Below are 13,306 nucleotides of genomic sequence, written 5' to 3'. Positions count from 1 at the left end.
GCCGGGCCTGGCGGATCGGCTCAGTAGAGCAGATTCGTGAGGCGGCGGCGCGCGGCGATGACCCGCGGATCCTCGGCACCGACGATCTCGAAGTACTCGAGCAGGCGCGTGCGGATCGCGGTGCGTCCCTCGGGGTCGGCGGAGGGGAACAGGTCGAGAAGACGGCCGAACGCGTCGTCGACGTGCCCGCCGCTCACGTCGAGGTCGGCGACGGCGAGTTGGGCGTCGACATCACTCGGTGCAGAGGCGGCGGCCGCGCGAACCTCGGGAGCGCTCAGCCCGTCCAGTCGCTGCAGGAGCGACACCTGGGCGAGCCCCGCGACGGCGAGGTGGTCGCGCGGATTCTGCGCGATCGCCGTCTTGTACTCGGCGATCGCCGTGTCGTAGTCGCCGGCCGCGATCGCGTCGTACGCCTCCTGATGGTGGGGCGGCAGCGGCTCTTCGACGGGCTCGGCGCTGGGTGCCGCGCCCGCGGGCACAGTGCCGGTCACGCCGTTCTGCTGCGCGAGCTCGAGCACCTGGTCGAGCACGCCGCGCACCTCCTCCTCGGGGTACTCCCCGACGTAGAGCTGCACAGGGCGCCCGCCGAGGACGGCGGCGACGGTCGGAACCTGCTGCACCTGGAAGGCCTGCACGAGCTGCGGGTTGACCCCGCCATCCACCGTCGCGAGCACGAGGCGCCCGCCGTACTGCTCGATCAGCGGGCCGAGCGAGGGCTGGATGCCCGAGCCGTAGAACTCGACGATGACCGGCACCGTCTTCGACAGGTCGAGCACCTGCGTGAAGCTCGCGTCGGTGGCCGCGAGAACCACGGTGGAGGCGGTTCCCCCCGCGGCCGCGGTCTGCGGCGCGGGGCGCGGGTTCACGAGGGACGAGAGGTCGACGGCGCCGCGCAGATTGGCGGGCGTGAGAGGGGCGTTACTCACTTCTTCTTGTACTCCGCTGCATTGATGAGGCCCTGGCTGAAGCCGAGCAGAACAATCTTGCCGCCTTTGAGAGCGCTCGGCACGTAGAAGAGCAGCTGGTCGCCGTAGGTGGCGACGATGCCCTTCGTCGAGGTCGCCTTGCCGAGGATCGCCTTCACCGCGCCCGTCACACTGACCTGCGCGCCCTTCTTCACCGGAGTCACCGTCTCGGTCTCGGCGAGATCGACCGACACGATGGCGCCGTTGTTGTTGGTCGCGAGGGCGACGATCTGCCCCGTGCCGTTGGCGTTGGTGAAGGTCAGCTTGGCCGTCTTGGGCAGCTTCTTCTTCTCCGCGTTCTTGAAGGCGAGACCCACCTGCGTGCGGAAGGTGTCGCCCGCGACCTCGAACTGCGAGTAGCTCGTCGCCGCGGTGTCGCGCTGGAGGATGTCGCCGTAGGCGAGGGCGAGGGCCTGCGGCTGCATGAGGAGCAGCTTGATGTCCGGGGAGATGCGCGGAGCGCCCACGTTCGCCGGCGCGACCTCCGGCAGCACCGCCTTGGGCAGGAGCCGGATCGCGTAGTTGACCTTGTAGTTGGCCCGCGGCGAGTCCTGAATGAGCGTGTACGCCATCGGCGCGAGCTGAGTGTTGGTGTCGCCAACGACGGCGAGCACGGTGCGCGGCCAGGTGTCGCTCTGCTGCGGCAGGGCGAGCTCGATCTTGCCGGAGGCGAAGGCCGCGATCGGCGTCACCTTCTTGTCCTTCTTGCGCGCCGCGTAGTTGGTCGCCCGCTCGTCGAGCGCCGGTCCGGCGAGACGCGTCGCGGCGGTCGCCGCGTTGAGCGTCGTGTCGGACTTCGCGACCGTCGCCGTGACCTCCTGCACGATCCGGGTGAGCTGTCCGGGGGTGACCGCGGTCGCGGGCATGACGGGGGCAGCGGGTCCGGTCGAGGTGGGCGTAGGCGAGGGCGCGGCGACCGGCACCGAGGGGGTGCAGCCGACCAGCACGAGCGCGGTCACGACCCCGAGCGGCACCACCGCGACCATGCGGCTGATGCTGCGGCGGCCCTTGGAGGAGGTCACCGCGCGCGGCCGGGTCGGGCGGTAGCGCGGGCGGCGGGGAAGCTTGGGCATCTTCGGCTGCGAGCGACGTGGACCCCGCGCGCGGCGCATGTGGATGAATGCCCACAGCAGGAGGATGAAGCCGACGAGCAGCAGCACCGCACCACCACCGATGAGCGGGGCGGACCACGGCGTCGAGTTGTCGAGAGGCCAGCTGATGGAGACCTTCGACGGAGCCGGGGCCGTGCCGTCGGTGACGGCGAGGATGGAGACGTCGGGGGCGGCGGTCATCCTGATCGTTCGGGCGGCGTCGCCCGTGAACTGGCCGAGCCACAGGTCGGAGCCCGCTGGGCTGGGCACGGAGCTCTCGGTGCCCCGATGCACGTGTGAGACGAGCGTGCCGGTCGTCGAGTCGTAGCTGAGGCTCGTGTACGACGCGTCACCCACCCAGGCCACCACGTCCTTCGTTCGGCCGTAGGCGGCGAAGAGCGTGCTGCCCGCGGTGAGGGTGACGGTCTGGGTGTGCGGGAACGCGGTCAGCGCGGAGCCCTCGATCACCACCACCGGCGTCGTGATGGGCGAGGTGGTGGTGGCGGTCGCGGTGTCGGGTCCGGCCAAAACGGTGCGCTCGGCGATCCCCAGTCCCATAGAGACCGCGGCCAGAACAAAGCAGACGATGGCGAGTACGAATCGCACGGATTACTCCTTTCGTGTCGTCCTTCCCCACTACGCGGGTATCGGGAACCCCACCGGCGATCGGTGACCCGCGAACGGCGGGCGAGAGGCATTCCCGCGAGGTCTCACGCGAGAGGGACAACAGCAAAGACGTTCAAGAATAGCCGATGGCCCCTTTTCCCGCCTAACCACTGCTCTGTGAATCCACTGGCAACCACGAGTAACGGGCTGTAAACGGCCCTCGCTACACTCGGAGAGTTCGACATTCCCCCTGTAAGGAGTTCCCGTTGGCCTCAGACGACGCCGAATTCGGCACCGAACTTCGTGGATACAAGAAGGACGAGGTCGACCGCGCGCTTCAGGAGCTGCGCCGCGAGCTCATCAAGGCGAACGCCGACCGCGCCGAGGCGGCCAAGGAGATCAAGCGCATCACGGCGGTCGCCGAAGACCTGCAGGCCGAGCTCGACGAGACGGGCAGTCCCACCTACGCGGGGCTGGGCACGAAGCTCGAGAGCACGCTGCGCACCGCTGAAGAGCAGTCCACCCGGCTGATCAGCCAGGCCGACATCGACGCCGAGAAGTTGCGCAGCCAGGTGCAGGCCGAGACCCAGAAGCTCGCGAGGGAGGCCTCGGAGCGGGCCGAGAAGCTGCTCGCCGACGCCACCGCGCGCGCCGAGAACGCCCTCGCCTCGGCGAGTGCCGAGTCGACGCGCATCCTCGACCGCGCGAACGCCGAGGCCGAGACCGTGGTGCAGGATGCCCTGCGCGAGGCCGCCTCGATCCGCGGGGCCGTCGCCACCGAGGCCGCGGAGGCCCGCGCGACCACCAAGCGCGAGGCCGCTGCCCTGCGCGCCGACGGCGAGCGCGAGATCGCGGAGCTGAAGGCTGTCACGGTGCGCGAATCGACCGCCGCCCGCGACGCCGCCGCGCAACTCGCCCGCGACACCGAGCAGGGCCGCATCGCCTGGGAGGCCGACGACGCGCGCCTGCGCGCCGATCTCGAGCGCGAGCTGGAGCAGGCGCGCACGGAGGTCGCGCGCGAGGTGGAGACGCAGCGCACCGAGCTGACCCTCGACGCCGAGCGCGTGCGGGCCGAACTCGCCCGAGAGGCGGAGCACGCGCGCGCCGAGGTCGCCGATCTGCGCGCGGCGACCCGCGCCGAACTCGACAACGAGCTCGCCGCCCGGCGCGCGGAGCTCGACAACGAGATCGCTGCGCGGCAGGCCGAACTCGACGACGAGATCACCTCCCGCCGCGCCGCCATCGACGCCGAGGTGGCGGAGAAGCGCGCCGCCATCGACCAGGAGGTCGAGTCGCGGACGGCGGCGCTCGAGCGCGACATCGCGGACCGAACCGCCGCGGTCGACGCCCTCGTCGCCACCCGCACCGCGCTCATCGAGAACGAGGTCACGACCCGCACCGCGACGCTGGGGGCCGAGATCGAGTCGCGGACGATCGCGCTGGAGAACGAGATCTCGTCGCGCCGTCTCGCCCTCGAGCAGGAGATCGAGTCGAAGACGACCGCGCTCGAGTCCGAGGTGGCGACCCGCACCGAGGCGCTGAACGCACAGATCGCCGCGCGGACCGAGGCGTTGGAGACCGAGATCGCGTCGCGCACGGCGGCACTCGAGACCGAGATCGCGACCCGGACGGCGGCGCTTGAGGCGGAGATCCTCTCGCGCACGACCGCGGCCGACACCGACATCGCCACCCGTACCACCAAGGCGGACGCGGAGATCGCCGCACGGCTGGCGGCGGCGGAGACGGATATCGCCACCCGCACCGCCGCGGCCGACACCGATATCGCCACTCGCACCGCCGCCGCCGATACCGACATCGCGGCGCGGCTGGCCGCGGCGGCAGCCGACATCGAGACGCGGACGGCCGCGCTCGAGGCCGACATCGCCACCCGGACGGCCGCGCTCGAGGCCGACATCGCCACCCGCACCGCCGCCGTCGACGCGCTGGTCGAGTCGCGTACCGCGGAGCTCGAGGGCGAGATCGCGCGCCGCACCACCGAGCTCGACGACCTCGTGGCGACCCGCACCGCCGCCCTGGAGAACGACATCGCGACCCGCACCGCCGCGCTCGACGACGACATCGCCACCCGCACCGCCGCGCTCGAGAACGACATCGCCGCGCGCACGACCGCCCTGCAGGCCGACACCAAGAAGGCGCGCACCAAGCTCGACTCCGAGACCGCGAAGGCGCACGCCAAGGTGCAGAAGGAGCAGGCCGCCGCGCTCGCCGCCGTCGCCGCCGCCCAGGCCGCGAGCGAGACCGCGCTCGCCGCGGAGGCGACCGCCGCGCGCGAAACGGTCGAGGCCGAGATCGCGGATGCCCGTGCCCAGCTCGCCCGCGACCTCGAGCAGGAGCGGGGCGACCTCGCCCGCGACATCGCGGCCCAGCGTGCCGCCCTCGAGCACGAGCTCGCCACCACCCGCGCCGCTCTCGCCCACGACGTCGACGAGACCCGCGCGACCCTCGCCCGCGACGCGGAGCAGGCACGCCTCGATCTCGAGGTCGAACTGAGCGCCCGGCGCGACGAGGCCGAGAAGGAGTTCCTGGCGGCGCACCAGTCGGCGACGCAGCAGATGCAGAAGTATCTGGACGAGGCGCAGGCTCAGCTCGCCGATGCCCAGGCACGGGCATCCGAGCTGCGTGCCGAAGCCGACCGTCTCGAGACGAGCGCCTCGGCGGACGCGCGGAAGATCCGCACGGAGGCGGACGAGACGGCGCGCGAGGTCCTGGGAAACGCCGAGAAGCGAGCGAAGGCGATCGTCGACGAGGCGGAGAAGCAGTCCGCCGATCTCGTCTCGGAGGCCGAGGAGCGCCTCGCGAAGATCCGTCTCGAGCGCGAGGCCGTGGCGGGCTACTTCGAGTCCCTCCGCGGGGTATTGTCGCAAGCGGAGAAAGTGTCACACGACAGCTGATGTCGGCCTCCGCACACTGAGAAGGGCCCTCGTTGAAGATCCAGAACGCGTTCCGCCTCGGCCTGTTCGGAGGGCTCGGTGTGATCGTCGCCCTCGGCATCGGCGCCGCGGTGGGCAGCCTCGCCACCGTCCTCACCTACGTCGGCGCGGCGCTGTTCCTGGCTCTCGGGCTCGACCCGCTGGTCTCCTTCCTCGCTCGCCACCGCTGGCCCCGGGCGCTCGCGATCGTCGCGGTTCTCGCCGCCGTGCTCGGCGCGATGGTCGGGCTCGTGTTCGCACTCATCCCCGTGGTGGTCGACCAGGTCGGCAAGCTCATCACGCAGGTGCAGAAGGTCGTGCCGGCCATCACGCACAACACCTTCTGGAACGACGTGCACCACAACTTCCCGTGGCTGCCGGTCGACTCCCTGCAGACCCAGTTCAACAGCTTCGTCAAGGGACTCGACGTCGCCAGCATCGGCAACGGGATCCTGAGCGCCGGGGTGAGCATCGCGACCGGTGTGGCCGGCGCCGTGGTCGTGTTCATCCTCACCCTGTACTTCGTGAGCTCGCTCGCGAGCATCAAGCGGGGCCTCTATCAGCTGGTGCCCGCGTCGAAGCGCCCCGGATTCATCGACCTCGCCGAGCAGATCAGCGAGGCGGTCGGCAAGTACGTCATGGGGCAGGGCGCGCTGGGGCTCGTCAACGGTCTGCTCTCGTTCATCTTCCTCACGCTCGTGTTCCCGCTGTTCGGCGCGCCCGTCGATTACTCCGTGCTCCTCGCGTTCATCGCCCTGCTCGGCTCGCTCATCCCGCTTGTCGGCACCATCAGCAGCTCGGTCGTCATCACGCTCGCGGTGTGGCTCTTCAACGGCACGCCGAGCGTGATCTTCGTCGGCATCTACTACGCGGTCTACATGCAGGTCGAGGCCTACGTGATCAGCCCCCGCATCATGAAGCAGGCCGTCTCGGTGCCCGGCGTCGTCGTCGTGATCGCCGCCCTCGCGGGCGGCACGCTCCTCGGTGTGCTGGGCGCGCTCGTCGCGATCCCCGTCGCGGCGTCGATCCTGCTCGTGATCAAGCAGGTCGCGATCCCGCGGCAGAACGCGCTGTAGCTCCGCTCAGCGGCTCGCTCTCAGCCCGTCACCGTCACGCGCCCGACCACGTGGTCGGCAGCGGCACCGCGGCCGGATTCAGTCGCGCCACGATCTCGTTGAGCACCCGCGAGGTCTGGGTCTCCCCCACCCACAGGTGGCGCCCGGCCTCCACCGCGATGAACTCCGTCTCGGGCACCACCGAGAACTCCCGGCGCGCCTCAGCGGGCCGCAGGAAGTCGTCGAGCTCCGGAACGACCGCCACCAGGCGCTTGCCGCTGCCCGCCCAGGCGGCGAGCTCCTCGCTCGTCGCGCGATGCAGCGGGGGCGACAACAGGATCGCGCCGTCGATGGGATGCTGAAGCCCGTACTTGATCGCCACCTCCGTGCCGAACGACCAGCCCACGAGCCATGGGTGCGGGAGACCGCGATCGGCCACGAACCGCATGGCGGCCGCCAGGTCGTGCTGCTCGAGCACCCCCTCGCCGAAGGACCCGCCCGACGTTCCGCGCGGCGAGGTCACGCCGCGGAAGTTGAAGCGGAGCACGGCGAGGTCGGCGAGTGCGGGCAGCCGCAACGACGCCTTGCGGAGCACGTGCGAGTCCATGAAGCCGCCGTGGGTCGGCAGCGGGTGCAGCGCGACGATCGTCGCCACGGGGGGCCGGGAGATCGGCAGCGCGAGTTCCCCGACCAGGGTGACGCCGTCATCCGTGTGGAGCTCGATGTCTTCGCGGCGCGCGGGCAGCTCGGTGCCGCTGCGGATCTCGGTGGGGTCAGCGGTCACGGGGTGATCCTCCAGCAGTGCGTGTGCCAGTGCCGGCGGGCGGCCAGGTCATCGGCCTCGCCCATGAGGCCATCGGCGCGCCAGGCGACGACGTGGGCCGTTCCCGGGGCGATGTCCCGGCCGCAGCTCGGGCAGAGATAGTGCTTCGCGGCGTTGGTCGCCGTGAGCGGCTGAACGTTCCACAGGCCGTCGCGCTTGCGTTCCGTCGTCAGGCGCCCGGCGAAGACGCGGGTGGGGTCGAACTCGTCGCCCTCGTCACCGGTGCCGGACCGCCGCCCGCGGGGACGATTCGATCTCGGCATGGTTCCATGCTACTTCGGGCGACGCGGGGGTCGTCCGCACGCCGCTGCGCGGCCCCGGCGATCAGCCCTCGTCCTCGATCTGCTGCAATCGGGTCTCCTCGAGATCGAGGAAGCTCTGCGCACGCCCGAGCACCCGGGAGGGGTAGTCGCCGCGCGACCGCGCCTCGAGCAGCGCATCGCGCTCGGCGCGGATGACCTCGCGGCGGAGGGCGCGATACTGCTGGTGCGGCGATCGGGTCATCTCCTCGCCCGTTCGGGCCCGCTCCCAGGTCGCCTCGGCGCTGAGCAGGGTGTCGTGCCGCACGCGGTCGACGGCGTTGCGATCGAACGCCTCGCCCTCGGTCGTGGTGAGCTCGGGATTGTCGAGCGCCGCCAGCCCCGCTTCGGCGATCGATTCCAGCAGGGTCGCCAGGTTCTCCCGGTCCTCCTGCTCGTCAGCGCCCTTGATCCGGGTCACGCGGATGACCCACGGCAGTGTGCCGCCCTGCAACAGCAGCGTCACGATCGCGACCGTGAACGCGATCAGGATCAGCTGCGGGCGGTAGGGGATGGTGCCGTCGTTGGGCAGCGTCTGCGCCGCGGCGAGCGTCACGACGCCGCGCATGCCCGCCCACGACAGCACGACGCCGCCGCGCCAGCCGAGCCCCTCTGCGCGCAATTGGCTGATGTCGTTGCTGCGACGATCGAAGAGGCGCTGCACCCGCTCCTGCCGTCGTCGCTGCCGCTGGTCACCGGTACCGAGGTGGATGAACGCGTCGAGCCGCTCCGCGAAGCGCTGGTGCTGCTGCTCGTCGCGGTCGCCGCGCCGACGGATCACGACGAGCAAGGGGCCCACGAACGCGAACCGCAGGACGATGAGGATCACCGCCGCCAGCATCCCGATCAGCACCGACTCGATCGCGTTGATCGGCTCCTTCGACTCCCCCACCTCCGCGACGATGCCGCTCAGCTGGGCTCCCATGAGCAGGAACACGCCGTTCTCGAGGATGAACTGGACGGTGCGCCAGTTGAGCCGCTCGCTGATGCGCACCTGGGGGCTGAACCGCTTCGCGCTGTTGTGGCCGCTGTAGAGGCCGGCGACCACGACCGCGATCACGCCGGAGGCGTGCACCTCCTCGGCCGGGATGTACGCGATGAAGGCGACGGCGAAGGAGATCGCGGTGTCGAGCATCGGATCCTTGAGCATCGCCCGGATCCGCACGGTGATCCACCCGATCGCGAGCCCGATGACGGCCGCGACGAGCGCCGAGTAGAAGAAGCTGCCGATCGCGGGCCAGAGCTGGAAGGAGCCGTTCGTGAGACTCAGCGCACCCGCGGCGATCGCGGTCCGCAAGAGCACGAGAGCCGTCGCATCGTTGACGAGGCCCTCGCCCTCCAGGATCGCCATGAGCCGTGGCGGCAGCCCGATGCGCTTGCCGATCGCGGTCGCCGCAACCACGTCGGTCGGCGAGATGACCGCGCCGACCGCGATCGCGGAGGCGAGATCGAGGTCGGGAAGGATCATGAAGATCACGAAGCCGGTGACGAGCGCGCTCACGATCACCAGAAGCACCGACAGCGCGGAGATCGTGTTGAAGTTGCGGCGGAAGTCGACCACGGGCACCGAGATCGCCGCCGCGTACAGGAGGGGCGGCAGCACGCCCATGAGGATCCACTGCGGCTGAACGGGGATGACCGGAACGCCGGGGATGAAGCTGTACCCGATGCCGACGAGCACGAGCAGAAGCGGTGCCGCGACGCCGAGTTTGGAGGAGAAGGCGGTGGCGGCGACGATCGTCACGACGGCGATGACCCCGAACAGCGCGAATTCCATGCCCCGAGTTTACCGGGGGCCCGAATCGGCCCCCTGGGAGCCCGCGACCTCAGCTGGCAAAGGGGAATCGCCGGGGCGCCGTCGCCGGCCTAGTACCAACCGGAGGACTGCGAGTGGGCCCACGCGCCGCAGGGATTGCCGTAGCGGCCCTGGATGTAGCTCAGCCCCCAGAGGATCTGCGTGCGGGGGTTGGACTGCCAGTTCGGGCCCGCCGAGGCCATCTTGCTGCCGGGGAGCGCCTGCGGAATTCCATACGCGCCGGACGGATTGGACGCGTAGACGTTCCACCCGGACTCGCGGTTCCAGAGGGCGACGAGGCAGTTGTACTGGTTGTCGCCCCAGCCCTTGGCCTGCACGATGTCTTTCGCGATCGCCTTCGCCGAGCCGGGGTCGGGCGTGCCGGCAATGGGCGCGAACAGCGAGAGCGCGCCCGCCGAGTCGACCGGCGTCGACGCGGGGGTCGGTACTCGCACCGAATAGCTGTCGCGGGTGACCTTCGTGGCGGCGCTCGCGTCGACGATGACGGTCTGCCCGGAGTGCTGACTCCAGTGGTTCGGCGCGACCACCGCATCCGCGTAGGCACCGGAATAGGGATCGACGACCATGACGAGAACGAAGCCGAACGCAGCGGCGAAAGAGAGGATGGGGAGGGTCAATCGAGACCGCAGTGGCCGTCTGGTCGCCGGTGCCGAGGTGCCTCGTCTGGCGAGCGTCACGAGACCACTGCCGGACGGTGCACTATGCGTATGCCTGCCCATAGTTGAGCCAGCTTAGCCGAGAAGGCTGAGAACGCCGCATCGGCGGTCAGCGCACCGCCAGCATCACGTCGACCACGGCGTCCAGAAGCAGGTCGACCTGCGCCTCGTTGTAGCCGCCGCGGCGGGTGCGGAAAGCGACCGTGCGCACCTCGTCGACGCTCATCGGCTGGCCGTCCTGGAAGTAGCGGGTGAGCCGATCGCCGAAGGCGTCCACGTCTTTCGGGTGGTAGCCGAGCGTGAGCGGAGAGGTGCGGGCGAAGCGGTGCTGCGCCGGTCGATCGAGCCGGTCGAGCACCTCCTGCGCGGTCGCCCGGGCCCTGCCGAACCATGCCTCGTCGCCGATCTGGGCGACGACCCGCTCCCGCTCGCGCACGGCGAAGGCGTCTTCGAGGCGCTCGAGCGCGGCATCCACGTGGCTGATCGAGTAGCCGCCCTTGGCGATGTCGAAGGCGGTGCGACGGATGCTCTCCGCAGTGACGACCGTGGGGGCATCCCGGTCGGCGGCATAGGCCCGACGCGCCTCCTCCAGGAAGTCCTCGACCTGGTCGACGTTGTAACCGGGCTTGGACTTTCTGCTGCGGGGGAAGGTTGTGCTCACCGGACTATCTTGCCTTATCGGGTCAGGAGGTAGAACGCGAACGCGACCGCCGCCGAGGGCAGCGTCGAGTCCAGTCGATCGAGGAAGCCGCCGTGGCCGGGCAACCACGTGCTGATGTCTTTGATGCCGAGATCGCGCTTGATGAGGGACTCGGTGAGGTCGCCCAGGGTCGCGGTGAAGGCGATCGTGAGGCCGAAGGCCAGACCGATCCACCACGGCTGCTGCACCATGAGGATGCCCACGAGAACCCCCGCGAGCGAGGCGACCAGGATCGACCCGGCGAAGCCCTCCCAGGTCTTCTTGGGGCTGATGCGCGGCGCCATCTTGTGCTTGCCGAAGAGGAGGCCGCTCGCGTAGGCGCCCGTGTCGGTGCCGATGACGACGATGAGGAGCGCCAGCGTCCACCACTGGCCGCCGGGCTGGCCCGTGAGCACCACCGCGAAGCTCCCGAGGAAGACGACGTAGCCCTGCACGAACACGCCGCCCAGGATGTCGCGCAGCAGTTCGCGCGGGGCCACCCGGTGCGTGGGGCGGGCGAGCTCGACCAGCCGCCAGAGCGTGACGAAGAGCATCCCCAGCAGGGCCGCGATCCACTGGCCCTTGGTGTGAAAATAGAAGGCGGCGGGAACGATCGCGACGGCGGCCACCGCGGAGGCCACCCGAGGGATCATCCGTCCCGCCACGCGCAGCGCGGTCGACAGCTCGAGAGCGAGCGCGCCCAGGAGCACGGCCGCGAACGCCATGAAGATCTCTTTGATGACGATGAGACTCACGAGGAACAGCGCCCCGAAGACGAGGCCGATCGCGATGGCCGCGACGAGATTGCGCCCCGTTCGCGCCTCGATGCGCGCGTTCGTCGCCCGCACCTGCGCCTCGATGTCGGCTACCGTCGCCTCGAATTCGGCGCGGGAATGCGCTCGCTTGCTCTTATGAGGCGGGAGGCCTTCCGGGGCATCCGACATCAGACCTCGAGGAGTTCGATCTCTTTACGCCGCAGGGCCTCGTCGATCGCGTCGACGTGAACCTTCGTGACGGCCTCGAGCTCCTTGTCGGCACGAGCGAGCTCGTCTTCGCCGACCTCGCTCTTGAGAGCATCCAGCTCGTCCTTCGCCTTGCGGCGGATGTTGCGGATCGCGACCTTCGCCTCCTCGCCCTTGCTGCGGACGATCTTCACGAACTCGCGCCGGCGCTCCTCGGTGAGCTCCGGGAGGGTCACGCGCACGATGGTGCCGTCGTTGCCGACGTTCGCACCGAGGTTCGGCCAGTTGACGATGGCCTTCTCGATCTCCTTGAGGGCGGCCTTGTCGTAGGGGGTGACGATGAGCGTGCGCGCCTCGGGGTTCTGCATGGAGGCGAGCTGCGCGAGCGGCGTGGGCGTTCCGTAGTAGTCGACGAGGATCTTCTGGAACAGTGCCGGGTTGGCGCGCCCGGTGCGAACGGTCGCGAAGTCGTCCTTCGCCACTTCGACCGCCTTGTCCATCTTGGACTTGGCCTCGGACTGTACGTCGCTAATCACGGTGACTCCTTCGTGTCGAATCGAGTTTAGTTGCTGGAGGCTGAGCGACCGTCCCCCGCCGGGCCGCGGGTCAGGAGTGGGTCGGGGACCGGTGAGTGGTCGGCCGGGTGTCGGTCGCGCACGGGTCGAGCGCTCGTCGAGCCCGTCAGGCGCGGACGAGTGTACCGATCCGCTCGCCGCGGATCGCCGCCGCGACATTGCCCTCGGGGCTCATGCCGAAGACCACCATCGGCATGCGGTTGTCCATGCAGAGGCTGAACGCCGTCGAGTCGACCACCTTGAGACCCTGCACGAGCGCCTCCTGGTACGTGATCTCCTCGATCTTGGTCGCGGTGTCGTCGGTGCGCGGATCGGCGGAGTAGACGCCGTCGACACCGTTCTTGGCCACGAGCACGACGTCGGCGCCGATCTCGAGCGCCCGCTGGGCGGCGACCGTGTCGGTCGAGAAGTAGGGAAGCCCCGCACCCGCGCCGAAGATCACCACGCGACCCTTCTCGAGGTGCCGCTCGGCGCGTCGCGGAATGTAGGGCTCGGCGACCTGCGTCATCGAGATCGCGGACTGCACCCGGGTCGCCGCACCGGCCTGCTCGAGGAAGTCCTGGAGCGCGAGGGCGTTCATGACCGTTCCGAGCATTCCCATGTAGTCGGCGCGCCCACGATCCATGCCGCGCTGACTGAGTTCGGCCCCGCGGAAGAAGTTTCCGCCACCGACCACGACGGCGATCTCGACGTCGACCGCCGCGGCCGCGATCTCGCGAGCGAGGCCCGCCACGACATCCGGATTCACCCCGAGGGATCCCCCACCGAACGCCTCGCCCGACAGTTTCAGGAGTACTCGTCGTTTGGCCTGGTTCGTCATGTGGTCTCCTCCGCTGGCTTGCTACAGAT

General features: G+C 69.9%; 12 protein-coding genes. 2 read left to right on the top strand and 10 right to left on the bottom strand.

Going from position 1 to position 13,306, the window contains the following annotated elements; all coding sequences use genetic code 11:
- Positions 1 to 20: 20 nt before the first annotated feature.
- On the bottom strand, positions 21 to 926 hold the full coding sequence (locus G3T37_RS09465) for a tetratricopeptide repeat protein (RefSeq protein WP_163473379.1): 906 nt from the start codon (positions 924 to 926) through the stop codon (positions 21 to 23).
- Positions 923 to 2,662 carry a DUF8094 domain-containing protein gene (locus tag G3T37_RS09460; RefSeq protein ID WP_163473377.1) on the bottom strand — a complete coding sequence of 580 codons (1,740 nt, stop codon included), beginning with the start codon at positions 2,660 to 2,662 and terminating at the stop codon, positions 923 to 925. The genes G3T37_RS09465 and G3T37_RS09460 overlap by 4 nt, the downstream gene beginning before the upstream one ends.
- Before the next feature lie 266 nt (positions 2,663 to 2,928).
- Between G3T37_RS09460 and G3T37_RS09455 the strand changes: the two genes are divergently transcribed.
- Positions 2,929 to 5,574 (top strand): DivIVA domain-containing protein, encoded by a 2,646-nt coding sequence (locus G3T37_RS09455; protein ID WP_163473375.1) that lies wholly within the window; start codon positions 2,929 to 2,931, stop codon positions 5,572 to 5,574.
- A gap of 32 nt (positions 5,575 to 5,606) precedes the next feature.
- Positions 5,607 to 6,668: an AI-2E family transporter gene (locus tag G3T37_RS09450; RefSeq protein WP_163473373.1), complete on the top strand. Its 1,062-nt coding sequence runs from the start codon at positions 5,607 to 5,609 to the stop codon at positions 6,666 to 6,668.
- Positions 6,669 to 6,702: 34 nt separating this feature from the next.
- Here G3T37_RS09450 and G3T37_RS09445 read toward each other — a convergent pair whose 3' ends face one another.
- From G3T37_RS09445 to pyrH, 8 genes are all read right to left on the bottom strand, one after another.
- Entirely contained in the window at positions 6,703 to 7,431 is a 729-nt protein-coding gene (locus G3T37_RS09445) for an alpha/beta hydrolase (protein WP_174247759.1), read from the bottom strand.
- On the bottom strand, positions 7,428 to 7,733 hold the full coding sequence (locus tag G3T37_RS09440; RefSeq protein WP_163473371.1) for a hypothetical protein: 306 nt from the start codon (positions 7,731 to 7,733) through the stop codon (positions 7,428 to 7,430). Before G3T37_RS09440 ends, G3T37_RS09445 begins: the two co-directional genes overlap by 4 nt.
- A 61-nt stretch (positions 7,734 to 7,794) precedes the next feature.
- Positions 7,795 to 9,546: a cation:proton antiporter gene (locus G3T37_RS09435; protein WP_163473370.1), complete on the bottom strand. Its 1,752-nt coding sequence runs from the start codon at positions 9,544 to 9,546 to the stop codon at positions 7,795 to 7,797.
- A gap of 89 nt (positions 9,547 to 9,635) precedes the next feature.
- Entirely contained in the window at positions 9,636 to 10,202 is a 567-nt protein-coding gene (locus G3T37_RS09430) for an aggregation-promoting factor C-terminal-like domain-containing protein (RefSeq protein WP_241732289.1), read from the bottom strand.
- A gap of 148 nt (positions 10,203 to 10,350) precedes the next feature.
- Positions 10,351 to 10,902: a DivIVA domain-containing protein gene (locus tag G3T37_RS09425; RefSeq protein ID WP_163473368.1), complete on the bottom strand. Its 552-nt coding sequence runs from the start codon at positions 10,900 to 10,902 to the stop codon at positions 10,351 to 10,353.
- 14 nt (positions 10,903 to 10,916) lie between these two features.
- Positions 10,917 to 11,864, bottom strand: coding sequence for a phosphatidate cytidylyltransferase (locus G3T37_RS09420; RefSeq protein ID WP_163473366.1), 948 nt, complete (start codon positions 11,862 to 11,864; stop codon positions 10,917 to 10,919).
- A complete protein-coding gene (gene frr, locus G3T37_RS09415) occupies positions 11,864 to 12,418 on the bottom strand; it encodes a ribosome recycling factor (RefSeq protein ID WP_163473365.1) in 555 nt (184 codons plus the stop codon). Before frr ends, G3T37_RS09420 begins: the two co-directional genes overlap by 1 nt.
- A gap of 145 nt (positions 12,419 to 12,563) precedes the next feature.
- Positions 12,564 to 13,277 carry a UMP kinase gene (pyrH, locus tag G3T37_RS09410; RefSeq protein ID WP_163473363.1) on the bottom strand — a complete coding sequence of 238 codons (714 nt, stop codon included), beginning with the start codon at positions 13,275 to 13,277 and terminating at the stop codon, positions 12,564 to 12,566.
- Between the last annotated feature and the right edge of the window lie 29 nt (positions 13,278 to 13,306).

The sequence above is a fragment of the Galbitalea soli genome (genome assembly GCF_010686725.1).
Classification (GTDB): domain Bacteria; phylum Actinomycetota; class Actinomycetes; order Actinomycetales; family Microbacteriaceae; genus Galbitalea; species Galbitalea soli.
The sequence above is the reverse complement of the archived record's forward strand: the minus strand, read 5'-3'. Positions and strand labels throughout refer to the sequence as shown.